Origin of the sequence: Mumia sp. ZJ430 (assembly GCF_011751845.1) — a bacterium.
Taxonomy (GTDB): Bacteria; Actinomycetota; Actinomycetes; order Propionibacteriales; family Nocardioidaceae; genus Mumia.
The window spans coordinates 286,824-308,695 of the sequence record NZ_JAAHFK010000002.1 but is presented as its reverse complement, the minus strand read 5'-3'; the positions used below and the strand labels follow the sequence as shown (position 1 = coordinate 308,695).

At 70.1% G+C, this 21,872-nt stretch carries 19 protein-coding genes; 10 read left to right on the top strand and 9 right to left on the bottom strand.

Translation table 11 applies throughout. From position 1 onward, the window contains the following. Positions 1 to 75 precede the first annotated feature (75 nt). The 9 genes from uvrC (at position 76) to HCT63_RS07980 (ending at position 8,904) form a co-directional block, all read left to right on the top strand. A complete protein-coding gene (gene uvrC / locus HCT63_RS08020; RefSeq protein ID WP_167003007.1) occupies positions 76 to 2,070 on the top strand; it encodes an excinuclease ABC subunit UvrC in 1,995 nt (664 codons plus the stop codon). Next, the gene (gene rapZ / locus HCT63_RS08015) at positions 2,067 to 2,936 is read left to right on the top strand and encodes an RNase adapter RapZ (protein ID WP_347877928.1); all 870 of its coding nucleotides are present in this window, start codon (positions 2,067 to 2,069) and stop codon (positions 2,934 to 2,936) included. The genes uvrC and rapZ overlap by 4 nt, the downstream gene beginning before the upstream one ends. Positions 2,937 to 2,998: 62 nt before the next feature. After that, a complete protein-coding gene (yvcK, locus tag HCT63_RS08010; RefSeq protein WP_167004816.1) occupies positions 2,999 to 3,910 on the top strand; it encodes a uridine diphosphate-N-acetylglucosamine-binding protein YvcK in 912 nt (303 codons plus the stop codon). Between the two features lie 112 nt (positions 3,911 to 4,022). Further along, positions 4,023 to 5,009 (top strand): DNA-binding protein WhiA, encoded by a 987-nt coding sequence (gene whiA / locus HCT63_RS08005; protein WP_167003005.1) that lies wholly within the window; start codon positions 4,023 to 4,025, stop codon positions 5,007 to 5,009. Positions 5,010 to 5,105: 96 nt separating this feature from the next. Continuing rightward, a complete protein-coding gene (gap, locus tag HCT63_RS08000) occupies positions 5,106 to 6,110 on the top strand; it encodes a type I glyceraldehyde-3-phosphate dehydrogenase (protein ID WP_167003003.1) in 1,005 nt (334 codons plus the stop codon). A 46-nt stretch (positions 6,111 to 6,156) separates the two neighbouring features. Continuing rightward, complete coding sequence (locus HCT63_RS07995) at positions 6,157 to 7,347, top strand: phosphoglycerate kinase (protein WP_167003001.1); 1,191 nt, start codon at positions 6,157 to 6,159, stop codon at positions 7,345 to 7,347. A gap of 5 nt (positions 7,348 to 7,352) precedes the next feature. Then, entirely contained in the window at positions 7,353 to 8,159 is an 807-nt protein-coding gene (gene tpiA, locus HCT63_RS07990; protein ID WP_167002999.1) for a triose-phosphate isomerase, read from the top strand. 40 nt (positions 8,160 to 8,199) lie between these two features. Next, a complete protein-coding gene (gene secG / locus HCT63_RS07985) occupies positions 8,200 to 8,433 on the top strand; it encodes a preprotein translocase subunit SecG (RefSeq protein WP_167002997.1) in 234 nt (77 codons plus the stop codon). Between the two features lie 117 nt (positions 8,434 to 8,550). Continuing rightward, on the top strand, positions 8,551 to 8,904 hold the full coding sequence (locus HCT63_RS07980; RefSeq protein WP_167002995.1) for an RNA polymerase-binding protein RbpA: 354 nt from the start codon (positions 8,551 to 8,553) through the stop codon (positions 8,902 to 8,904). A 75-nt stretch (positions 8,905 to 8,979) separates the two neighbouring features. Here the strand turns inward: HCT63_RS07980 and pgl are convergent, their stop codons facing one another. From pgl to tkt, 6 genes are read right to left on the bottom strand one after another with little or no spacing between them, the layout of a single operon-like run. Then, a complete protein-coding gene (gene pgl / locus HCT63_RS07975; RefSeq protein WP_167002993.1) occupies positions 8,980 to 9,714 on the bottom strand; it encodes a 6-phosphogluconolactonase in 735 nt (244 codons plus the stop codon). Between the two features lies 1 nt (position 9,715). Continuing rightward, positions 9,716 to 10,816, bottom strand: coding sequence for a glucose-6-phosphate dehydrogenase assembly protein OpcA (locus tag HCT63_RS07970; protein WP_167002991.1), 1,101 nt, complete (start codon positions 10,814 to 10,816; stop codon positions 9,716 to 9,718). A gap of 49 nt (positions 10,817 to 10,865) precedes the next feature. Beyond that, positions 10,866 to 12,431 carry a glucose-6-phosphate dehydrogenase gene (zwf, locus tag HCT63_RS07965; RefSeq protein ID WP_167002988.1) on the bottom strand — a complete coding sequence of 522 codons (1,566 nt, stop codon included), beginning with the start codon at positions 12,429 to 12,431 and terminating at the stop codon, positions 10,866 to 10,868. Then, on the bottom strand, positions 12,428 to 14,062 hold the full coding sequence (locus HCT63_RS07960; RefSeq protein ID WP_243842946.1) for a glucose-6-phosphate isomerase: 1,635 nt from the start codon (positions 14,060 to 14,062) through the stop codon (positions 12,428 to 12,430). Before HCT63_RS07960 ends, zwf begins: the two co-directional genes overlap by 4 nt. Before the next feature lie 21 nt (positions 14,063 to 14,083). Next, complete coding sequence (gene tal, locus HCT63_RS07955; protein ID WP_167002986.1) at positions 14,084 to 15,208, bottom strand: transaldolase; 1,125 nt, start codon at positions 15,206 to 15,208, stop codon at positions 14,084 to 14,086. Positions 15,209 to 15,252: 44 nt separating this feature from the next. Next, the gene (tkt, locus tag HCT63_RS07950; protein WP_167002984.1) at positions 15,253 to 17,403 is read right to left on the bottom strand and encodes a transketolase; all 2,151 of its coding nucleotides are present in this window, start codon (positions 17,401 to 17,403) and stop codon (positions 15,253 to 15,255) included. Between the two features lie 246 nt (positions 17,404 to 17,649). Between tkt and HCT63_RS07945 the strand changes: the two genes are divergently transcribed. Beyond that, the gene (locus tag HCT63_RS07945) at positions 17,650 to 18,582 is read left to right on the top strand and encodes a heme o synthase (protein WP_167004810.1); all 933 of its coding nucleotides are present in this window, start codon (positions 17,650 to 17,652) and stop codon (positions 18,580 to 18,582) included. Positions 18,583 to 19,222: 640 nt separating this feature from the next. On the opposite strand, the gene HCT63_RS07940 is transcribed toward HCT63_RS07945, so the two are convergent. Genes HCT63_RS07940 through HCT63_RS07930 form a run of 3 tightly spaced genes read right to left on the bottom strand, consistent with a single transcriptional unit; the run spans position 19,223 to position 21,860 of the window. After that, positions 19,223 to 20,161, bottom strand: coding sequence for a COX15/CtaA family protein (locus tag HCT63_RS07940; protein WP_243842945.1), 939 nt, complete (start codon positions 20,159 to 20,161; stop codon positions 19,223 to 19,225). Positions 20,162 to 20,166: 5 nt separating this feature from the next. Further along, positions 20,167 to 20,940, bottom strand: a complete 774-nt coding sequence (locus HCT63_RS07935) for an ABC transporter permease (RefSeq protein ID WP_243842944.1) — start codon at positions 20,938 to 20,940, stop codon at positions 20,167 to 20,169. Then, the gene (locus HCT63_RS07930; protein WP_243842943.1) at positions 20,937 to 21,860 is read right to left on the bottom strand and encodes an ABC transporter ATP-binding protein; all 924 of its coding nucleotides are present in this window, start codon (positions 21,858 to 21,860) and stop codon (positions 20,937 to 20,939) included. The genes HCT63_RS07935 and HCT63_RS07930 overlap by 4 nt, the downstream gene beginning before the upstream one ends. Positions 21,861 to 21,872 lie beyond the last annotated feature (12 nt).

Genomic DNA, 21,872 nt, shown 5'->3' with positions numbered 1-21,872 from the left:
ACGCGGGCGGTCGTCACGGCAACGCCCCGCGTGCCGGTCGGCGGCGCTGTCAGCGTCCCCTCGTAGGCTGGTCACGTGGCAGATCCAGCGACATACCGCCCGGCGCCGGGTTCCATCCCTGATGCTCCAGGCGTCTACCGGTTCCGCGACGTACAGCGTCAGGTGATCTACGTCGGCAAGGCCAAGTCACTGCGTTCGCGGCTCTCGTCCTACTTCCAGGACATCGCCGGACTCCACCCTCGCACCCAGCAGATGGTGACGACCGCTGCGAGCGTCGAGTGGACGGTCGTCTCCAACGAGGTCGAGGCGCTCCAGCTGGAGTACACCTGGATCAAGGAGTACGACCCGCGGTTCAACGTGAAGTACCGCGACGACAAGTCCTACCCGTGGCTCGCGGTGACCCTCAACGAGGAGTTCCCGCGGGTGACTGTCGGCCGTGGACCCAAGCGCAAGGGCGTCCGCTACTTCGGCCCCTACAGCCACGCCTGGGCGATCCGCGAGACCGTCGACCTCCTGCTCCGGGTGTTCCCGATGCGCTCGTGCAGCAACGGCGTCTTCAAGCGCTCGGCGCAGATCGGGCGGCCGTGCCTGCTCGGCTACATCGGCAAGTGCGCCGCCCCTTGCGTGGGTCGGGTCAGCCCCGAGGAGCACCGCGAGATCGTCGACGACTTCTGCTCGTTCCTCGCCGGCAACACCTCGACCTACATCAGGCGCCTCGAGCGCGACATGAAGGCGGCGGCCAGCGAGCAGGAGTACGAGCGCGCGGCACGCCTGCGCGACGACATCGACGCGCTGCGCAAGGCCCTCGACAAGAACGCGGTCGTTCTCGGCGACGGCACCGACGCCGATGTCATCGCGCTCGCTGACGACCCGCTCGAGGTCGGCGTCCAGATCTTCTCCGTACGAGGCGGCCGTATCCGCGGTCAGCGCGGCTGGGTCGCCGACAAGACCGACGACGCCGGGACGGGCGAGATGGTCGAGCGGGCCATGATGAAGCTGTATGACGGCGAGCCCGCCGACGCGATCCCGCGCGAGGTCCTCGTGCCGGCGCTCCCCGACGACGCCGACGCGGTTGCCGACTGGCTCACCCAGCAGCGGGGGAGCAAGGTGGCGATCCGCGTCCCGCAGCGCGGCGACAAGCGTGCCCTCATGGAGACCGTCGAGCGCAACGCCAAGCAGGCGCTCGTCCTCCACAAGACCAAGCGTGCGAGCGACCTGACGACCCGCACCCGCGCGCTCGAGGAGCTCCAGGTGGCGCTCGGGCTGCCGGAGGCGCCGCTGCGCATCGAGTGCTACGACGTCTCCAACCTCCAGGGCACCGAGGTCGTCGCGTCGATGGTCGTGTTCGAGGACGGCCTCCCGCGCAAGTCCGAGTACAGGCGCTTCGTCATCCGCGGCGTCGAGGGCCAGAACGACGTCGCGTCCATGCACGAAACGATCACGCGCCGCTTCCGCCGCTACCTCGACGAGCGGGCCGCGCTCGCCGCGCCCGAGATCGGCGTCGAGGACCCGGCCGAGGCCGAGGGCCCGCAGCTGGTCGACCCGGACACCGGCAAGCCGCGCAAGTTCGCGTACGCCCCCGGTCTGGTGGTCGTCGACGGCGGCCCGCCGCAGGTCGCGGCCGCGCACGACGCGATGCGCGCGCTCGGTGTCGACGACATCCCGCTGTGCGGCCTGGCCAAGCGCCTCGAGGAGGTCTGGATCCCTGACGAGGAGGATCCGGTGATCCTCCCGCGCACGAGCGAGGGCCTCTACCTCCTCCAGCGCGTACGAGACGAAGCCCACCGTTTCGCGATCTCCCACCACCGCGGTCGCCGATCCCGCACCATGGTCGAGAGCGCTCTGGACGACGTGCCTGGGCTGGGGGAGGTGCGCCGCAAGGCGTTGCTCCGCAGGTTCGGCTCGCTCAAGAAGCTGCGGGCCGCGACAGTGGACGAGATCGCTGCCGTGCCGGGCTTCGGACCACGTACGGCGACCGCGGTCGCTGAGGCTCTCGCGGGAGACAGGTCGACGCCGTCGGCTCCCTCGATCAACATGACGACCGGCGAGATCCTCGAGGAGGGATCGTGAGCAGCTCGGGTGTAGAAGAGCTCGTCCTCGTGACGGGCATGACTGGTGCCGGCCGCAGCACCGTCGCCAAAGTTCTGGAGGACCTCGGGTTCTTCGTCGTCGACAACCTGCCACCCCAGCTCCTGGGTGACACGGTCGAGCTCTTCGGCCAGAACCACGTCGCCACCAAGCTCGGCGTCGTGGTCGATGCGCGCTCGCGCCAGTTCTTCTCCGCACTGTCGGGTGCTCTTGAGCGCATGCGCAAGGAGGGTCTGCGCTCGACGGTGATCTTCGTGGAGGCGTCCGACGAGGTGCTCGTACGCCGTCAGGAGGCCGCCCGCAGGCCCCACCCGCTCCGTACGGAGGGCCGGCTCCTCGACGGGTTCCGGGTCGAGCGCGAGATGCTCCGCGAGCTGCGTGCGGAGGCCGACCTCGTCATCGACACGACCCGCCTCAACGTCCACCAGCTGTCGGCGCGAGTCTCTACGGCGTTCGAGAGCCCCGACGAGCACCCGCTGCGCGCGACGATCGTCTCGTTCGGGTTCAAGTACGGCATCCCCGTCGACTCCGACATGGTCGCCGACATGCGCTTCTTGCCCAACCCGTACTGGGACGAGGAGCTTCGTCTGCTGAGCGGGCTCGACACCGAGGTGAGCGAGTTCGTCCTCAGCCAGCCCGACGCACTCCCGTTCCTCGACCAGTACGAGGCGCTCCTGACGACGCTGACGGACGGGTTCGTCCGCGAGAACAAGCGCTTTCTGTCGCTCGCGATCGGGTGCACCGGTGGTCGGCACCGCAGTGTCGCGATGGCCGAGGCGCTGGGGGAGCGGCTTCGCGCCCACGACGTCCGTACCCTCGTGATCCACCGCGACCTGGGGCGCGAGTGACCGCCGCGACCCGACGCCGTGGTCCCGCGCACTCACCGGTCGCCCAGCGCAAGGTCGTCGCGATGGGTGGCGGGCACGGACTGGCGGCGAGCCTGTCGGCACTGCGCTATCTTCCGGCGGCGATCACCGCGATCGTGACGGTCGCCGACAACGGCGGGTCCTCCGGGCGCCTTCGCGAGGAGCTCGGCGTCCTGCCGCCGGGCGATCTAAGGCAGGCGCTGGCCGCCCTGTGCGGCGAGGACGAGTGGGGACGGACGTGGGCACAGGTCCTCCAGCACCGCTTCGAGTCGCCAGGGGAGCTCGACGGCCACGCACTCGGCAACCTCCTCATCGTGGGCCTGTGGGAGCTGCTCGGTGATCACGTCCACGGGCTCGACCTGATCGGGCAGCTGCTCGGTGCACGCGGACGCGTGCTCCCGATGAGCTCGTTGCCGCTCGACATCGCGGCGTCGGTCCGCCAGCCCGACGGCTCGGTCGGGGAGGTCCGCGGGCAGGCAGCGGTCGCGACGACCGCCGGTGAGGTCCTCAGCGTCTGGCTCGACCCCTCCGACCCGCCCGCCTCGCCGCCGGCGCTGACCGCCGTACGAGAGGCCGAGTGGGTTGTCGTCGGGCCAGGGTCGTGGTTCACGAGCGTGATCCCCAACCTCCTCGTCCCCGAGCTCTCCCTCGCGCTGCATGAGACCTCGGCCCGCCGGATGGTCGTCCTCAACCTCGCGCCGCAGCCTGGCGAGACCGAGGGCTTCTCGCCCGAGCGCCACCTCGAGGTGCTGGGCGAGCACGCGCCCGACCTGACCATCGACGTGGTCCTCGCCGACCGGGCCGCGGTCACCGACGAGGACCATCTGCGTGCGGCGGCGGCCGAACTCGGTGGCGAGCTCGTGCTCGACAACCTCGCGCTTGGCGACGGCAGCCCGCGTCACGATCCGCTGCGCCTCGCAGCCGCCTACGAGCGCGTCATGCATGCGTGTCCGTGACGCGGGCGGAGGGTCCGTACGAGAGCCACGCCACGTCGGGGGCGCGCGTACAGTGGCGCAGGGGTATCTACGTAGCCGGGGGGCCGGCGAGGAAGACACGAGGAGTGGGCGCATGGCGATGACCGCGCAGGTGAAGTCGGAGCTGTCGAGCACGGCGGTCACCAAAGCGTGCTGCCGCAAGGCGGAGGTGTCGTCGCTGCTGAGGTTCGGCGGTGGTCTGCACCTCGTCGGCGGCGCGATCGTCGTCGAAGCGGAGGTCGACACCGGCGCCGCCGCGCGGAGGCTGCGCAACGACATCGCCGACGTGTACGGCCACGCGAGCGAGGTGCAGGTCCTGCAGGGCAACGGCATCCGCAAGGGAACCCGCTGGGTGGTGCGCGTCGTCCGCGAGGGTGCCGCGCTGGCACGCCAGACAGGACTCCTCGACGGCGCCAACCGACCGATCCGCGGACTGCCGCCGCAGGTTGTCTCCGGGGCGACCTGCGACGCGGTCGCGGCCTGGCGCGGGGCGTTCCTGGCGCGGGGGTCCCTGACAGAGCCGGGTCGCTCGTCCGCGCTCGAGGTGACGTGTCCCGGGCCGGAGGCGGCGCTGGCGCTGGTCGGAGCCGCGCGCCGGCTCGGCATCCAGGGCAAGGCCCGCGAGGTGCGGGGGGTCGACCGCGTGGTCATCCGCGACGGCGAGGCCATCGGCGCGCTGCTCACCCGCCTTGGCGCCCACGAGTCGCTGCTCGCGTGGGAGGAGCGGCGCATGCGTCGCGAGGTCCGGGCGACGGCCAACCGCCTCGCCAACTTCGACGACGCCAACCTCCGGCGCTCGGCGCGTGCCGCAGTGGCTGCGGGCGCACGCGTGCAGAGGGCCCTGGAGATCCTCGCCGACGAGGTCCCGGAGCACCTCCAGACGGCCGGCCGGTTGCGCGTCGAGCACAAGCAGGCGAGCCTGGAGGAGCTGGGCCAGCTCCATGACCCGGCCTTGACGAAGGACGCGATCGCGGGCCGCATCCGCCGCCTGCTGGCCATGGCCGACAAGCGCGCGAGCGACCTGGGGATCCCCGACACGGAGGCCAGCCTGACCGACGAGATGCTGGCCGACGGAGCCTGATCTCGGGCCCGGAGTCCGTGTGAGGGGACGTCGGGGCACCGCGATAGGCTCGTGGTGATCGTCAAGACCGATGAGTGATCCTCGAAGGAGAGCGTCGTGACCGTGCGCGTAGGTATCAATGGATTCGGCCGGATCGGCCGCAACTTCTACCGGGCGGCGTTGGCCTCTGGCGCTGATTTCGAGGTCGTCGCGGTGAATGACCTGACCGACAACAAGACCCTCGCGACCCTCCTCAAGTACGACTCGATCCTGGGCCGGCTGCCCGAGGACGTCTCGTACGACGAGACGTCCATCACGGTCGGTGGCCGCAGCATCAAGGCGTTCGAGGAGCGCGACCCGTCGGCGTTGCCGTGGGGCGATCTCGGCGTCGACATCGTCATCGAATCGACCGGCTTCTTCACCGACGCGACCAAGGCCAAGGCCCACCTTGACGCCGGCGCCAAGAAGGTCCTGATCTCGGCACCCGCCAAGAACGAGGACCTGACGGTCGTCATGGGTGTCAACGAGAACCTGTACGACCCGGCGAAGCACCAGATCATCTCCAACGCCTCGTGCACCACCAACTGCCTCGCGCCGATGGCGAAGGCGCTCAACGACGGGCTCGGCATCGAGCGTGGCCTGATGACGACGATCCACGCCTACACCCAGGATCAGAACCTTCAGGACGGTCCCCACAAGGACCTGCGCCGCGCGCGTGCCGCCGCCCTCAACATCGTCCCGACCTCGACGGGTGCCGCCAAGGCCGTGAGCCTCGTGCTCCCCGAGCTCAAGGGCAAGCTCGACGGCTACGCGCTGCGCGTGCCCGTGCCCACCGGCTCGGCGACCGACCTCACCTTCACCGCTGCGCGCGAGACGACGGTCGAGGAGGTCAACGAGATCGTCAAGGCGGCGGCCGAGGGCCCGCTCAAGGGCTACCTCGTCTACACCGAGGACCCGATCGTCTCCACCGACATCGTGACCGACCCGGCGTCGTGCATCTTCGACTCGGGCCTCACCAAGGTCATCGGTGACCAGGTGAAGGTCGTCGGCTGGTACGACAACGAGTGGGGCTACTCCAACCGCCTCGTCGACCTGACGTCGTTCGTCGGCGCGTCGCTCTGACGCGACCGGCCGAACCGACCCACCCCGTACGGAGTCTGGGAGCCACGTGAAGACCATCGACGACCTCGGCGACCTGCGCGGCAAGCGCGTGCTCGTCCGCAGCGACCTCAATGTGCCGCTCGACGGCACCACCATCACCGATGACGGGCGCGTCCGCGCCAGCGTGCCGACGATCCTGCGGCTTGCCGACGCCGGTGCCAAGGTCGTCGTCTTAGCTCACCTCGGCCGTCCCAAGGGCTCGCCCGATCCCGCCTACTCGCTGGGGCCGGTGGCTGCCCGGCTGGCCGAGCTCCTCGGCCAGGACGTGGCGTTCGCGACCGGCACCGTCGGCCCGTCCGCCCACGAGGTCGTCTCCGGTCTCGCTGACGGGCAGGTCGCCGTCCTCGAGAACGTCCGCTTCAACCCGGGCGAGACGAGCAAGGATGACGCCGAGCGTGGCACGTTCGCTGATCAGCTCGCCGAGCTGGGCGACGCGTTCGTCTCCGACGGCTTCGGCGTCGTCCACCGCAAGCAGGCGAGCGTGTACGACATCGCGACGCGGCTGCCCGCGGCAGCCGGCGGGCTAGTGCTGACCGAGGTCGAGGTGCTCCGTCAGCTCACCGAGGATCCCGCACGCCCGTACGCGGTCGTGCTCGGCGGGTCGAAGGTCTCCGACAAGCTCGGCGTCATCGACAACCTCCTCGAGAAGGCCGACGCGCTGCTCATCGGCGGCGGGATGGTGTTCACCTTCCTCGCCGCGAAGGGGGACGAGGTCGGCACGTCGCTGCTCGAGGCGGATCAGATCGACAGGGTCCAGGGCTACCTCGCCCGCGCCGCCGAGAAGGGTGTCGAGATCCTCCTTCCGACTGACGTGGTCGTCGCGCCGGAGTTCTCCGCCGACGCCCCGCCGACGATCGTCGCCGCGGACGGGATCCCGGCCGACCAGATGGGGCTCGACATCGGCCCCGAGTCGGCGGAGGCGTTCGCGCGGCTGATCGAGGGTTCGCGCACCGTCTTCTGGAACGGTCCGATGGGCGTGTTCGAGTTCCCCGCGTACGCGGCTGGCACCAAGGCTGTCGCGCAAGCGCTCACCGCGGTCGACGGCCTGTCGGTCGTCGGCGGCGGCGACTCGGCGGCGGCAGTGCGCCGGCTCGGTTTCGACGATTCACAGTTCGGGCACATCTCGACCGGCGGCGGCGCCTCTCTCGAGTTCCTCGAGGGCAAGACGCTCCCCGGCCTGCAGGTCCTGGAGGGCTGACAACAATGGCGCAGACGCGCACCCCGCTGATCGCGGGCAACTGGAAGATGAACCTCAACCACCAGGAGGCCGTTGTCCTGGTGCAGAAGCTTGCCTGGGTTCTCCAGGACAAGAAGCACGACTTCGACAAGGCCGAGGTGACGGTGGTTCCGCCGTTCACCGACCTGCGGAGCGTCCAGACGATCGTGGACGGCGACCGGATGAAGATCCGCTACGGCGCCCAGGACGTCTCGGTCCACGACGCCGGCGCCTACACGGGCGAGATCTCGGCGGCGATGCTGGCCAAGCTCGGCTGCTCGTACGTGGTCGTCGGCCACTCCGAGCGCCGCGAGTATCACGGTGAGACCGACACGCTGGTCGCGACGAAGGCGCTCAAGACGCTGCAGGCCGGCATGACGCCGATCGTGTGCGTCGGTGAGGGCCTGGAGGTCCGCAAGGAGGGCACGCAGGTCGACTACTGCACCCAGCAGCTCGAGGGCTCACTCGCGGGTCTGTCGCCCGACCAGGTGGCGGAGTCGGTCATCGCGTACGAGCCCGTCTGGGCCATCGGCACCGGCGAGGTGGCGACCCCCGACGACGCCCAGGAGGTGTGTCTGGCGCTGCGCGAGCAGGTTGCCAAGACGTGGTCCTCCCAGGCTGCGGACCGGGTGCGTATCCTGTACGGAGGATCGGTCAAGGCAGCGAATGCTCCCGCGATCATGGCGCAGTCCGACGTGGACGGTGCCCTGGTGGGAGGCGCGAGCCTCCAGGCGGACGAGTTTGCCGCCATCTGCCGGTTCTATGCTCTCCCCGACCTGTCGGGCGTGGCATGAGCCACGACCGATCCCGTACGACTCGTAAGGACGATCCGTCGTGATCCTCACCTTCTCGATCCTGCTCGTCTTGTCGAGCGTGCTGCTCATCGTTCTCGTGCTGATGCACAAGGGCCGTGGTGGCGGTCTCTCCGACATGTTCGGCGGCGGTGTATCGAGCAGCCTTGGTGGCTCGTCCGTCGCAGAGCGCAACCTCGATCGCATCACGGTCGGCACGGCCGTCGTGTGGGCGATCAGCGTCGTCGCGCTCGGCTTGCTCTACCGGTTCAGCTAGCCGGTTCATTTTCTTTAGCGCTGCACCTCGACCCGAGGTGCAGCGCCGTTTACACTCACTATCGACCCGGCGTCAGCCGGTGGCGATGACTTGTGACGAGGGGCGAGGAGTCCACAGGTGTCAGGTGGTGCCATTCGAGGAAGCCGGGTCGGGTCGGGCCCGATGGGCGAGGCCGAGCGGGGTGATGCTGCTCCACGGCGAGCCATCTCCTACTTCTGCTCCAACGCACACACGACCGTGCTCAGCTTCGCGCTCGAGGCCGATGTGCCCGAGTCGTGGGACTGCCCGCGCTGCGGGCTCCCAGCGAGCCAGGACCACGAGAATCCGCCGACGGCTCCCAAGATCGAGCCGTACAAGACGCACCTCGCTTATGTGAAAGAGCGTCGCAGCGACGACGAGGCCGAGCAGATCCTCTCTGAGGCGCTCGAGACCTTGCGGGCGCGACGAGCCCGCGGCGACGTCATCTACTGACACGCGCCTCCTGCACCCGCGGTCCCGAGGTGGGGCCGCGGGTCAGTGCTTTCACTCCCGCGAAGAACCGAGCGGTCAGCGCAGCGCGTCGGGAACGGCTGACGCTGCGCCTTCGTCGAGCATCCACATCGTCTGCTCGGTGCCCCGTACGCCGGCGGCGGGGGTGGTCTCGACCGGATCGCCTGCGAGGGCTCGGGCGACCGCGTCGGCCTTGCCGGCGCCCGACACCAGGAACCACACCTCGCGGCCCCGGTTGAGGGCGGCGAAGGTGAGGCTCACCCGCGCCGGCGGAGGCTTCGGTGAAGAGGGCTCGGCGATGGTGTCGCGGTCGTTGACGGTGAGTGTGGGCTTGCCCGGGAACAGCGAGGCGACGTGGCCGTCCGGGCCGACGCCGAGCATGACCACGTCGAAGACCCGACCCCGGACGACATCGGCGTAGGAGTCGGCCGCCTCGTCGAGAGTCAGAGTTCCGTCGTCGGCGGGCATCGCGTGGACGCGCGACTCGTCGACATCGAGATGGTCGAGGAGCGCGCGCCGCACCTGCCGCTCGTTGCGATCGTCGCTGCCTGGAGCCACGAAGCGCTCGTCTCCCCAAAAGAACTCGACTCGCGACCAGTCGACTCGTCCGTCCTCGGCACGCGCCGCGACCGTACGGTGGATCTTGTCGGCGATCGTGCCACCGGTGAGCACGACGCTGGGGACGCGCCCCTGGGCCTGCAGGGCGGCAAGCGTGGAGACGAGCTGGTCGGCGACGCTGCGTGCAAGCTGGTCGGGGTCGCGATCGACTATGACCTCAGGGTCGTCGTCCACGTCAGGCCTCTGCCTTCTTGGTTGTGCGCTTCGCGGCTGGCTTCTTGGCGGCCGCGGTGCTCTTCGCCGCCGCAGCGGTCTTGGGCGCCGCCTTCTTGGCGGGGACGCGCTTCGGGGTCCTCTTCACATCCTTCGCGGGCCCGCCGTCGAGGGTCGGCTTGGTCCGTCCCGAGGTCTTGGACCGGCCGGACGAACTGCGGTCCTCGCGGCGCAGGAGACGCTGGACCGTCTCGGCGTACACGTCGTCCTCGTCGAGCCGCCGGAGGTCCTCAGCGAGGAGCTCGGCGGTCGTACGGCGCTTGAGGGCGACCGAGCGCTCAGCCTCGCCCGGGACGAGGAACCGACCGTTGCGTCCGTCGTGGCGGATCACCGCGACATCCCCGATCGTCGAGTGCAGCCGGACCTCGGTGAGGCCGGGCCCGCGAGAGACGGCGTGGTGAACCGGCACCTTCAGGCGCGCCTCGATCCACGCGACGAGCAGGTCGGCGCTCGGGTTGCCGCGCTCGGCGACGACGGTCGCGCCGCTGACGATCAGCTCGACCTGGTCGAGCGCGGCGGCGAGAAGGGCGCGCCACGGCGTGAGACGTGTCCAGGCGAGGTCGGTGTCGCCGGGGTGGTACGAGCGCGCGACCCGGAGAAGAGCGGCGTGGCGCGTCCGCGCGGCAGCGGCATCGGTGATCCTGCGGGCGGCCAGCGAGCCGAGCGGGTCCAGCGCGGGAACCTTCGGGGCGGAGCCGGGCCACCACGCGACCACGGGGGAGTCGGGGAGCAGCAGCGGGAGGACGACGGACTCGGCGTGCTGGGTGAGCTCGCCGCTCATCCGCAAGATCACCGACTCGCCGGCGCTGTCGTTGCCGATCCGCACCTGCGCGTCGAGGCTCGACGGCCCGCGCCTGGAACGCAGGATCACGCCGAGGACTCGGGCCGGGTGCTCGCGGGAGATGACCCTGGAGGCGCGCATCGCGTCGTAGTAGCGAGCCTCGTCGGTGACCACGATCAAGGTGAGGACCATGCCCATCGCCGGGCTGCCGGCGGCGATCCGCGCACGGACGAGGGCAGCAGCGACCGCACTGGAGCTGGTGTCGTTCAGGTCGACCTTCATCGCACTCCTCGCTCGTCAGCACTCGTCTCACGTGCTCGCGGTGACCTGCTCACGGCCGCCGCCACGCCCGTCCGTCCCTCGCCAGCATCTCGTCCGCGGACTTCGGCCCCCAGCCTCCGGAGACGTATGGCTCCGGCATGCTGATGCCCCGCTTCGACTGCTCGGCCCAGTAGTCGATGATCGGATCGAGGATCTTCCACGACAGCTCGACCTCCTCCTGCTGGGGGAACAGCGGCGGGTCACCGAGCAGCACGTCGAGGATCAGGCGCTCGTACGCCTCGGGACTCGACTCGACGAACGTGCCGCCGTACGCGAAGTCCATGTTGACGTCGCGCAGCTCCATCGCGGTGCCGGGCACCTTGGAGCCGAACCGTACGGTGACGCCCTCGTCGGGCTGGATCCGCATGACGATCGCGTTCTGGGTGAGCTCGGTGGTGTCGTACTTCGCGAACGGCTGGTGCGGGGCCCGCTTGAACACGACGGCGATCTCGGTCACGCGCCGAGCGAGCCGCTTGCCGGTGCGCAGGTAGAACGGCACACCCGCCCAGCGCCGTGTCTCGATGTCGAGTCGGATCGCCGCGTACGTCTCCGTGGCTGAGGTCGGCGGGATGTCTTCCTCGTCGAGGTAGCCCTTGACCTTGATGCCTCCGGCCCAGCCGGCGGTGTACTGGCCGCGCGCGGTGTGCAGGTCCATCCGTTCCGGTGTCCGCGCCTGCGCGAGGACCTTCTGCTTCTCCAGGCGCAGGCTCCTGGCGCTGAAGGAGACCGGCGGCTCCATCGCGACCAGCGCCATGAGCTGGAGGAGATGGTTCTGGATGACGTCCCGTGCGGCGCCGATGCCGTCGTAGTAGCCCGCACGACCGCCGATGCCGACGTCCTCGGCCATCGTGATCTGCACGTGGTCGACGTAGTGGGAGTTCCAGACCGGCTCGAAGAGCTCGTTGGCGAAGCGGAAGGCGAGGATGTTCTGGACGGTCTCCTTGCCGAGGTAGTGGTCGATCCGAAAGACCGACTCCGGCGGGAACACCTCTGACACGACGTCGTCGAGCTCAATCGCGCTCTCGAGGTCGTGGCCGAACGGCTTCTCGATGACGACCCGGCGCCACGAGTCACTACGCGGCGTGGCGAGCCCGTGCTTCTTGATCTGGCCGACCACCGTGGAGAAATAGCCGGGCGGGATCGACAGATAGAACGCGTAGTTGCCGCCCGTGCCGCGTTCGAGGTCGAGCTCGGTCACCGTCTTGGCGAGGTGCTCGAACGCCTCATCGTCGTCGAACGCACCAGGGACGAACCTGAAGCCCTCGGCGAGCTGCTTCCAGACCTCCTCGTGAAACTCCGTACGGGCGTACCTCTTGACCGACTCGTAGACGACGTGGGCGAAGTCCTGGTCCTCCCACTCGCGCCGGGCGAAGCCGACGAGCGAGAAGCCGGGCGGAAGCAGACCACGGTTCGCGAGGTCGTACACCGCAGGCATCAGCTTCTTGCGCGACAGGTCACCGGTGACGCCGAAGATCACCAGACAGCTCGGCCCGGCGATGCGGGGGAGTCGCCGGTCCTCCGGCTGACGCAGCGGGTTGACATACGGGACTGGCCCGCCCTGCGAAGCCCGGCTCACCCGAGCGCCTCCCGCAGCGTGGTGCGTGCGGCCTCGGACCCGTCGAGGTGCAGACGGAGCACCGGGCGCCCACGCTTGCTGAGCACCGTCGCGTCTCCGACAGCCTGCGCGCGCAGGAACTCGCCGAACGTGAACGGCCGGCCGGGGACGGCCAGGTCCTGGTCAGGCTCGGTCGTGACCTGGAGGTAGACACCGGTCGCGGGGCCACCCTTGTGGTACTGGCCGGTGGAGTGGAGGAAGCGGGGCCCCCATCCGAACGTCGTCGGCCGGCCCGTACGCGTGGCGAGCACGTCGCGCACCGCGGCGAGGCTGGGGTCGCCGTACCGGTCGAGGTAGGCCTGCACGGCGAGGTAGCCGCGCTCGGGGTCCAGCTCGTCGAGCAGGGCAGCGACGGCCTCACGGACGGTCGTCACGTCCTCCGGCAGCCAGCCGCTGGTGTCGTATACCGTGACCCCGCCGTCGGTGAAGGCCGCGACCGGCGCGGACGACCCGCCGTCGAGCATCTCGCGAGCCGCCTGCTTGGCGCTCTCGACGTCGGGCTGGTCGAACGGGTCGATGCCGATCATCCGACCGACGATCGCGGTCGCGTACTCCCAGAGCAGGAACAGCGCACCGAGCGGCGCATCGACCGCGAAGCCGTAGCCGGAGGCGGCCTCGGGGTCGTCGTCGCGCATCGGACCGATCACGCCAACGACCTCGTCCGCGGTGTTCGGCGTCGCGTTCGGTGCGCCGGGGCTCGCGACGACGACGGGCAGCACGCCCTTGCCCTGCTTGCCGGTGGACTCCGCGACGAGCTGCTCGGCCCAGTCGCCGAACCCGACGTTGCGTGACCCCGCATCGGCGAGCACGAGCTTGTCGACACCGTGCGCGTTCGCGACACCGAGCAGCGCGGCCAGCACCAGAGCCGGGTTGGTCTCGTCGTCGGCAGCGACGTCCTCGGCGATCTCGTCGGCCTGCTCCAGCAACGCACCGATGTCGGCGCCTGCGAGGCCGCTGGGGACGAGCCCGAACGCGGTCAGTGCCGAGTAGCGGCCGCCCACCTGCGGGTCGGCGTGAAAGACGCGGTAGCCCTTGTCCGTCGCCTCCTGGTCCAACGGCGAACCCGGATCGGTGACGACGACGATGCGCTCGGCGGGGTCGATGCCCGCGATCTCGAAGGCGTGCTCGTACGCGCGGCGCTGGCTGTCGGTCTCGACGGTGCCGCCGGACTTGCTCGAGACCACCACGACGGTGCGAGCGAGATCGACATCGATCGCCTCGCGGACCATGTCCGGGTCAGAGGAGTCGAGCACCGTCAGCGGGACCCCCGCTGTCGCGCAGATCACCTCCGGCGCCAGCGACGACCCGCCCATGCCGCACAGCACGATGCGGTCGAGACCGCGCCCGCGCAGGTCGTCGCGCAGCGCGGTGACCTGGCTGACGAGCGGGACCGAGGTGACGTGCAGGTCGACCCATCCGAGTCGCTTGCCCGCCTCCTCCTCGGCTTCGGGGCCCCACAGCGTCGCGTCGTGCGCAGCGATGCGGCTGGCGACCTGGTCGGCGACGAGCCGCTCGATCGCTTCTGTGAGCTCGTGCTCGTCGGGATAGGCAAGTCCCAACTCGAAACCTGCCGGCGCGCTCTCGTCCTCCACGGATCCCCCTTGTGCGTGGCCTCAGCCGCGGCGGGTGCGCGCGGCCGTGAGCTGGTCCTGCATGGTGCGGACGAGATCCGCCCACGAGGACTCGAACTTCTCGACACCCTCGGACTCGAGGGTCGCCATCACATCGTCGTAGTCGACGCCGATCTCGGCAAGTGACCTGAGCACCTCCTGCGCCTCGTCGGCGGTGCCCGTGAGGGTGTCGCCGTGGACCTCGCCGTGGTCCTTGAACGCAGCGAGAGTCGCGTTGGGCATCGTGTTGACGACGCCGGGCGCGACGAGCTCCGTCACGTACATCGTGTCGGGGTACTCCGGGTTCTTCACGCCGGTCGACGCCCACAGCGGACGCTGGCGGTTGGCGCCCTTGGCCTCGAGCGCCGCCCAGCGCTCGGAGCTGAAGAACTCCTCGTACGCGGCATAGGCGAGGCGCGAGTTGGCGATGCCGGCCTTGCCCATGAGCGCGACGGCCTCGGATGTGCCGATCGCGTCGAGGCGCTTGTCGACCTCGCTGTCGATGCGGCTGACGAACACCGACGCGACCGACTGGATCGTCGACAGGTCGACGCCGTTGGCCGCGGCCTGCTCGAGACCGTACGCGTAGGCGTCCATCACCGCGCGGTAGCGCTCGATCGAGAACAGCAGAGTGACGTTGACGCTGATCCCCTCGGCAATGGTCGCTGCGATCGCCGGCAGACCCTCGCGGGTCGCGGGAATCTTGATGAAGACGTTCGGCTCGCCGACCTTGTCCCAGAGCTTCTTGGCGGCGGCGATCGTCTCGTCCGTGTCGTACGCGAGCGTGGGGTCGACCTCGAGGGACACCCGTCCGTCCGTGCCGAGGGTCTCGCCCCAGACACCGCGCAGGATGCGGGCCGCCTCACGGACGTCGGTGGTGGTCACCTCGAAGATCGCGTCGGCGACCGTCGTCTGGTCGGAGGACGCGAGCAGCTCGTCGAGCTGCCCCTCGTAGCGTTCGCCCTCCTTCATCGCCGAGGCGAAGATCGTCGGGTTGCTGGTGACGCCCACGACGTGGTCGTCCACCACCAGGGACGCGAGCGCGCCGGTCTCGGTGAGCTCACGCGAGAGGTCGTCGAGCCAGATGGACACACCCGCCTCGCTGAGTGCCTGCAGTCGGTCGGTCATCGCTGTCTCCTCCGTCTTGGGTGGACGCCGTCGCGCGGCGTCGCTCAGTGGTCGGTCTGCGGGAGGACGGTGTCCACCGGCTTCGCGAAGACGCCGACACCTCCAGTGTGCCCCGCAGCCGCGATGCTCTCCTTGGCCGCGCTCACGACCGCGTCGGCGGTGATGCCGAACTGGTCGTACAACGTCTGGTACGCCGCCGAGGCGCCGTAGTGCTCGAGGCTGACGGTGCGGCCGGCATCGCCGACCACGTCGCGCCAGCCCTGGGCGATGCCGGCCTCGACGCTGACACGTGCCCGCACGTGCGGCGGGACCACCGAGTCACGGTAGGCCTCGGTCTGGCCGTCGAACCACTCGCGGCACGGCATCGAGACGACACGCGCCTGGATGCCCTCGGCGGCGAGCTGCTCGCGGGCGGCGACCGCCAGCTGGACCTCGGAGCCGGTGCCGATCAGCACGACGTCGGGATCGCGGTCGGTGTCGAGGAGGACGTAGCCGCCCTTGGCGGCGTCCTCAGCCGGGGCGTAGCCGTCGGTGCCACGCGGGAAGACCGGCAGGTTCTGGCGGCTCAGGGCGAGCGCCGCCGGGTGGGTCGTAGACTCGAGGACCTTCTTCCAGACGGCGATCGTCTCGTTCGCGTCGGCCGGGCGGATCACGTCCAGGCCCGGGATCGCGCGCAGCGCGGCGAGGTGCTCGACCGGCTGGTGGGTCGGGCCGTCCTCGCCGAGCCCGATGGAGTCGTGCGTCCAGACGTAGGTGACCGGGATCTGCATGAGCGCCGCCAGGCGGACCGACGGGCGCATGTAGTCGGAGAAAACGAGGAAGGTGCCGCCGTACGGGCGCGTGGGGGAGTGCAGCGCGATGCCGTTGAGGATCGCGCCCATGCCGTGCTCGCGGATGCCGAAGTGGAGCACCCGGCCGTACCAGTCGCCGGAGAACATCTTCGACGCGTGCTCGGGCGGCAGGAACGACGGCTCGCCCTTGGGTGTGGTGTTGTTGGAGCCGGCGAGGTCGGCCGAGCCGCCCCACAGCTCGGGGAGCTTCGGTGCGGCGGCGGTGAGGAACGCGCCCGAGGCGACACGGGTCGCGACGCCCTTCTCGTCGGGCTCGTACGTCGGGAGCCCGTCGTCCCAGCCGTCGGGCAGGCCACGGGCCTGGAGGCGATCGATCAGGGCGGCGCCTTCGGCGTGCGTGGCGCGCCAGGCGTCGTACCGCTCGTCCCACTCGGCCTGCAGCTTCTCGCCGCGCGTGCGGGTCTCGCGGGTGTGCGCGATGACCTCCGGCGCGACGGCGAAGGTCTTGTCAGGGTCGAAGCCGAGGACCTTCTTTGTCGCTGCGACCTCGTCGACGCCGAGAGCGGAACCGTGGGAGGCGCCGGTGTTCTGCTTGTCGGGCGCGGGCCAGGCGATGATCGTCCGCAGCGCGATGAGGCTCGGCTTGTCCTGGGCCTGCTTCGCGGCCTCGAGCGCGTCGTACAGGCCCTGGACGTCCTCCTCGTAGTTCTCGCCGCCGTGGGTCCAGTCGACGAGCTGGACGTGCCAGCCGTAGCCCTCGTAGCGGCGCAGCACGTCCTCGTTGAACGCGACGGATGTGTTGTCCTCGATGGAGATGTGGTTGTCGTCCCAGATCACCGTGAGATTGCCGAGCTGCTGGGTGCCGGCGATCGAGCTGGCCTCGGACGTCACGCCCTCCTGCATGTCGCCGTCGGAGGCGATCGCATACACGTGGTGGTCGAACAGCCCCTCGCCGATCGGCACGTCGGGCTCGAGGAGGCCGTGGCGTCGGCGTGCGGCCATCGCCATGCCGACGGCGTTGCCGACGCCCTGGCCGAGCGGGCCGGTGGTCACCTCGACGCCGGCGGTGTGGCGGAACTCGGGGTGCCCGGGGGTCTTGCTGCCCCAGGTGCGCAGGGCCTCGATGTCGGCGAGCTCCAGGCCGAAGCCGGTGAGGTAGAGCTGGATGTACTGGGTGAGGCTCGAGTGGCCGCACGACAGGACGAAGCGGTCGCGCGCGATCCAGTGCGGGTCGGCGGGGTTGTGCTTCATCACCTTGTTGTAGAGGAGGTACGCCGCAGGGGCGAGGCTCATGGCGGTGCCGGGGTGGCCGTTACCGACCTTCTGGACGGCGTCCATCGCCAGGACGCGGACGGTGTCGACCGCCTTGCGATCGAGGTCGGTCCACTCCAGCTGGGTGCTCACGTCGGGATGCTCCTCGTACGGTTGCGCGGGTTGCCGGCGCGGCGCATGCTCGAACGCCGGATCACGTTCAGGTCTCGTGTCGAGCCTACTCGCGCCGGTGATGGCGTGGGGATCGGCTCCCTGCCGGTGGACAGAGGGCTTGCGCGGGCGTGGCGGCCGTCACGTCGGGTTGCTCCCCGATGCACCCGGGGGTGCATCGGGGAAACGGTTGACTAGACTCGCGGCGTGACCGCAATCGACCCGGAGCTGAGTGCTGGGCACCAGCTCCCCTCGGACCCGTCGAGCGGTCGTCCCCGTGTCTCCGACGTCGTCAGCGCCTACGTGGGCCTGACGAAGCCGCGGATCATCGAGCTGCTGCTCCTGACGACCGTGCCGATGATGTTCCTCGCCGCCGAAGGGGTCCCCGGCCTCTGGATCGTGGTCGCCACCTTCGTCGGCGGGGCGCTCTCCGCCGGATCGGCGAACGTCCTCAACTGCGTCTTCGACGCCGACATCGACCAGCAGATGCGCCGTACGCGCCGCCGTCCGCTCCCGCGGCACGCGGTCACGACACGCAACGCGCTCGTCTTCGGCCTCGTGCTCGCCGTCGTCTCGACGCTGTGGCTCGGGTTCCTCGTCAACTGGCTGTCGTCCGGGCTCGCGCTGGCGGCGAACGTCTTCTACGTCGTCGGCTACACGATGCTGCTCAAGCGTCGTACCGCCCAGAACGTCGTGTGGGGCGGGCTCGCCGGCTGCTTCCCGGCCCTGATCGGCTGGACGGCCATCACCAACGAGCTGGCCTGGCCGCCGTTCATCATGTACGCCGTCGTGTTCTTCTGGACGCCGCCGCACACGTGGGCGCTGGCGACCCGCTACCGCGAGGACTACGCGCAGGCCGACGTGCCGATGCTTCCGGTGATCGCCCCGGCGACGGTGGTCGGGCGCAAGATGCTCGCCTACTCGTACGCGATGGTCGCGGTGTCGCTGCTGCTGTGGCCCGTGGCCTCGACCGGCTGGTTCTACCCGGTGGTCGCGGCGGTGCTCGGTGTGGCGTTCCTCGTCGAGGCGCACCTGTTCCTGGCCCGGGCGCACCGGTCGAACGAGCTGAGCGTGCTCAAGCCGATGCGACTGTTCCACTGGTCCAACGCCTACCTCGCGCTGCTCTTCGTCGCGGCGGCGGCGGATCCCTTCCTGCGCTGACCCCCCGGGCGCCTGCTGCGGGTCCGCTGACGCCCGACGGATCTTGAGGGATTCGGCCCACGACGTGGGCGCAATTCCTCGTCTTCCGTATGGCACGCGGCGTCGTCGTGACGCACAACGGACTCGCGTGCGCTCCGGGGTCCGTTCTCGGTGGGCTCACGGCGCTCGCACGCGCGGGCCTGACGGGTTTCGTCTCGCCGACGACCTTCGTCGTGTTGCCGGAGGGCGCCGACCGACCCGCGATCGAGGGCGTGGTCCCGCACTGGAGCACCATGCTCGACGAGCGTGACGTCCCTCCGCCGCGCGAGCCCGCACGGACGAGGCCACCGCGCAGCGTGCGCGATGCTGCCAGCAGACGCGGTCCGTGTCGCCACCGTGCGCTCATCGTGGAGTCGATCGTGGATGCCTCCGGAGGGATCCAGTCGCTTCCGGAGCGCGACTTCGGCCAGATCAGGTTCTGCAACGGGTCCCGAGCCCGACGCGGCAGAGCGCCACCCGACGCCCGAACGAGATCGTGATCGCGGGCCCGCGGCTCCTCACGTTCAGCTCGTACGCGATCTGGCGTGAGCCCGATTTCGTCGCCAACCACTCGGGCGGCTCTTGCGAGACGCCGGTTGGCAGGCAGCCGCCTGAGCGTCCCTCAAGATGCGTCGGACGGGGTCGGGGATGGGGCCGGGTACGTGGGGGCAGGCGCGGTGGCCGGGGTGCGGGACTCGAGGGCGGCCCAGGTCGCGGCGGCGGCGAGCATCCCGGCGCCGAGCATGTGGAGGCCGACGAGGACGACGGGCAGATCCGTGAAGTACTGGAAGAACCCGATCACGCCCTGTCCGAGCTCGACGACGAGGAGCACGATCGCGGCGCGGATGGCGACCTTCGCACCGACGGCCTTGTAGGCCAGCAGGAGCCCGACCGAGAGTCCGAGCAGCAGGAACACTGCGTCCGTGTGGAGCTGGGTCACCGCTGCCGGGTCGAACCCGTTGCGTGGTGTGTCCGGGTCGCCGGCGTGCGGGCCGGCACCCGTGACGACCGTGCCGATCATCACGGTCGCCCACATCGCGCCGTACGTCACCCACCCGAGGAGCTGGAGGGGCGCAGGCACCGTCGGCGGATACCAGGCCGCCGGGTGGTATGTCTGGCGCAGGAGCACCGTGGACAGACTGACGAGGCCGATCGAGACCGCGAGATGGACTGCGACCGCCCAGGAGTTGAGGTCGACGAGGACGGTGATGCCGCCGATCACAGCCTGTGCGGGAATGCCGAGAGCCATCAAGGTCGCCACGACCACCGCACGCGGCCGGCGAGGGCGCCATGCGCGCACCGCGAACCACGTCGCGACCGCGATCGCGACCAGGACGAAGGTCAGGAGCCGGTTGCCGAACTCGATCACCCCGTGCATGCCGAGCTCGCCGTGGGGGACGTACGACGCGTCGCTGCACCGTGGCCAGGTCGGACACCCCAGACCCGAGTCGGTCAGTCGCACCGCCGCTCCGGTGACGATGATCAGGATGTTGGCGACGAGCGACGCCCACGCCCATCCACGGACGAAGCCAGTCGTCGCCGTACGGAACCTGCTCAGCATGCCTACTACTCCCATTTGAACGTTCGCGCAGTCGCGATCGACGCGACGGCGGCCCACACGACAAGCACCACCACGCTCGAGGTCGGCAGTGCGCCGCCCTCGAACACGGTGCGCAGCCCCTCGGACAGCGCCCCTGACGGCAGCAGCTCCAAGAACGCCTGAGCCGCCTCAGGGTAGCGGTCGAGCGGGACGAGCACGGCCCCACCCACCAGCAGCAGCACGTACACGAGGTTTGCCACCGCCAGTGTCGCCTCCGCACGCAGGGCGCCCGCGAGCAGCAGGGCCAGCGCGGCGAAGGCTGCGGTGCCCAACAGCGACAGGACGAGCATCGACACGTACGAGACCGCGCCGCCATGAGGCTGCCAGCCGAGCCACAGCGCGACCAGGCAGAGCACGACGAGCTGCACCGCCTGGACCAGCAGGACCGATCCGATCTTGCCGACGAGCAGGCCCCACCGGGGGAGCGGCGTCGTCCCGAGCCGTTTGATCACCCCGTACCGGCGCTCGAAGCCGGTCGCGATCGCCAGCGACGTGAACGACGACGACAAGATCGCGAGGGCGAGGACGCCGGGCGTGATGATGTCGATCGGGCGACCCGGGCCGAGGTCGACGATGCGGGTGGCCTCCGTGCCGGCCACGAGCAGCAGCAGCGGGATCACCAGCGCGAGGAGGAGCTGCTCGCCGTTGCGCATCAGCAGCCGGGTCTCCATCAGCGTCTGCGCGGCCACCATGCGGCCGAGCGGCGCGGCGCCGGGCCGTGGCGCGAAGTCGAGGCTCACGAGCGCAGCTCCCGTCCGGTCAGGTCGAGGAAGACGTCCTCGAGGGTGCGGCGGCGTACGGCGATGCCGTCGAGCAGGATGCCCTGCCCGGCGCACCACGTGGTGACCGTCTGGAGCAGCTGCGGGTCGATCGTGCCGGAGACGAGGTAGGCGCCGGGGGTCTGCTCGACGACCTGCGACCCCGCCGGGAGCACCGCGAGGAGCCCGGAGACGTCGATGCCGGTCGGGCCGGACAGACGCAGGGAGTTCTCGGCGCCTTCGCTGGTGAGGCTCTTCGGGGTGCCGGAGGCGATGAGGCGGCCGTGGTCGAGCACGTGCACCCAGTCGGCCAGACGCTCCGCCTCGTCCATGAAGTGGGTGGTCAGGACGACGGTGACTCCGCTCGCGCGCAGCTCGTCCACGAGCTCCCATGTCGAACGTCGCGCCTGCGGATCGAGGCCGGCGGTCGGCTCGTCGAGGAAGACGAGCTCGGGGCGCCCGACCAGCGCGGTCGCGAGCGCGAGGCGCTGCTGCTGGCCGCCGGAGAGCCGCCGGTATGGGGTACGGCCGACGCCGCCGAGCCCCAGCCGGTCGATCAGCGCGTCGACGTCGAGCGGGTGCGCGTACAGGCGGGAGACGTAGCGGAGCATCTCGTGCGGGTACGAAGCCGACCACGAGCCGCCGCTCTGCAGCATCACCCCGACACGGGGGCGCAGACGGGCGGCATCGCGTACGGGATCGAGCCCGAGGACGCGGACCTTGCCCTCCTGCGGGCTCCGGTAGCCCTCACAGGTCTCGATCGTGGTCGTCTTGCCCGCGCCATTGGGCCCGAGGACGGCTGTCACGGTGCCCGGCTCGACGGTGAGGCTGAGGCCGTCGACCGCCGTCGCGTCGCCGTAACGCATGACGAGGCCGGCGACCTCTACGGCGAGGAAATCCACTGGAACAGTCTA

Coding starts and splice junctions, on each gene's coding strand:
- tal (WP_167002986.1), bottom strand. CDS start 15,208: ATGACCGACCGACTGCAGGCACTCAGCGAGGCGGGTGTGTCCATCTGG.
- HCT63_RS07940 (WP_243842945.1), bottom strand. CDS start 20,161: ATGCTGAGCAGGTTCCGTACGGCGACGACTGGCTTCGTCCGTGGATGG.
- HCT63_RS07970 (WP_167002991.1), bottom strand. CDS start 10,816: ATGAAGGTCGACCTGAACGACACCAGCTCCAGTGCGGTCGCTGCTGCC.
- tpiA (WP_167002999.1), top strand. CDS start 7,353: ATGGCGCAGACGCGCACCCCGCTGATCGCGGGCAACTGGAAGATGAAC.
- whiA (WP_167003005.1), top strand. CDS start 4,023: ATGGCGATGACCGCGCAGGTGAAGTCGGAGCTGTCGAGCACGGCGGTC.
- yvcK (WP_167004816.1), top strand. CDS start 2,999: ATGGGTGGCGGGCACGGACTGGCGGCGAGCCTGTCGGCACTGCGCTAT.